A 652-nucleotide genomic window follows, 5' to 3' on the forward strand; every position below is an offset into this window, starting at 1 on the left:
AAAAAAGGTGGCGCAATCCAGCAGAGAAACTCGTTCCAGAAAAACCAATTTTCTTAAATCTATGCTGATAAGTGACATCTCCACGAAGAGAAAGTTTTGATGAGAGACGGGCATTAAACCCACCCCCTGCTTCCAAAGAAGAACCAAAGGAACCTAACTGAAAATCGTTTTTAAAAGAAACGAATTGCTTATCTTCAAAACTATGCAAATAAGAAAGCTTACTATAAAAAGAAACTTCACGTCCCTCTTCAGAAGCATTAAGCGTCTTGCTTAAACGCCCACCAACACGCCCCACCCATTGATGAAATTTTCCTAAATCAACATCAAGATTATCAATATCACGCGCCTGATTAAACTGAAGATGCTGATAAACAACCTGAATCTGCGGATCAAAAACAACACCTTTATACCCTGTTGCAAACGTTCTACCACTCGTTAAAGAACCGCTAAATTGTTTACCCTTTAACGCCACAACCTTGCCCCGTGCAAGGGTCAAAACATCACCCTTAAAAAGACCATACGATACCACCCCATCCATATAAAAACCGGTATCATGCTGCAAATTTCCATAAGCAGCAACAGACCATTTATTAAATGCGCTTTTTTTGCTTTGTTCAACATCCTGAGGGTGTAGAGAAAGATTTCCATAGTT

Annotated in this window: 1 protein-coding gene; it reads right to left on the reverse strand. The window is 39.6% G+C overall.

Annotated elements, in window-relative coordinates; translation table 11 throughout:
- Positions 1 to 652, reverse strand: a 652-nt coding sequence (locus ACFIQC_RS10095; RefSeq protein WP_375641395.1) for an autotransporter domain-containing protein, incomplete at both ends; no start/stop codon positions are given.

It is taken from the genome of Bartonella sp. AA126HLJHH (assembly GCF_042197425.1).
GTDB lineage: Bacteria > Pseudomonadota > Alphaproteobacteria > Rhizobiales > Rhizobiaceae > Bartonella.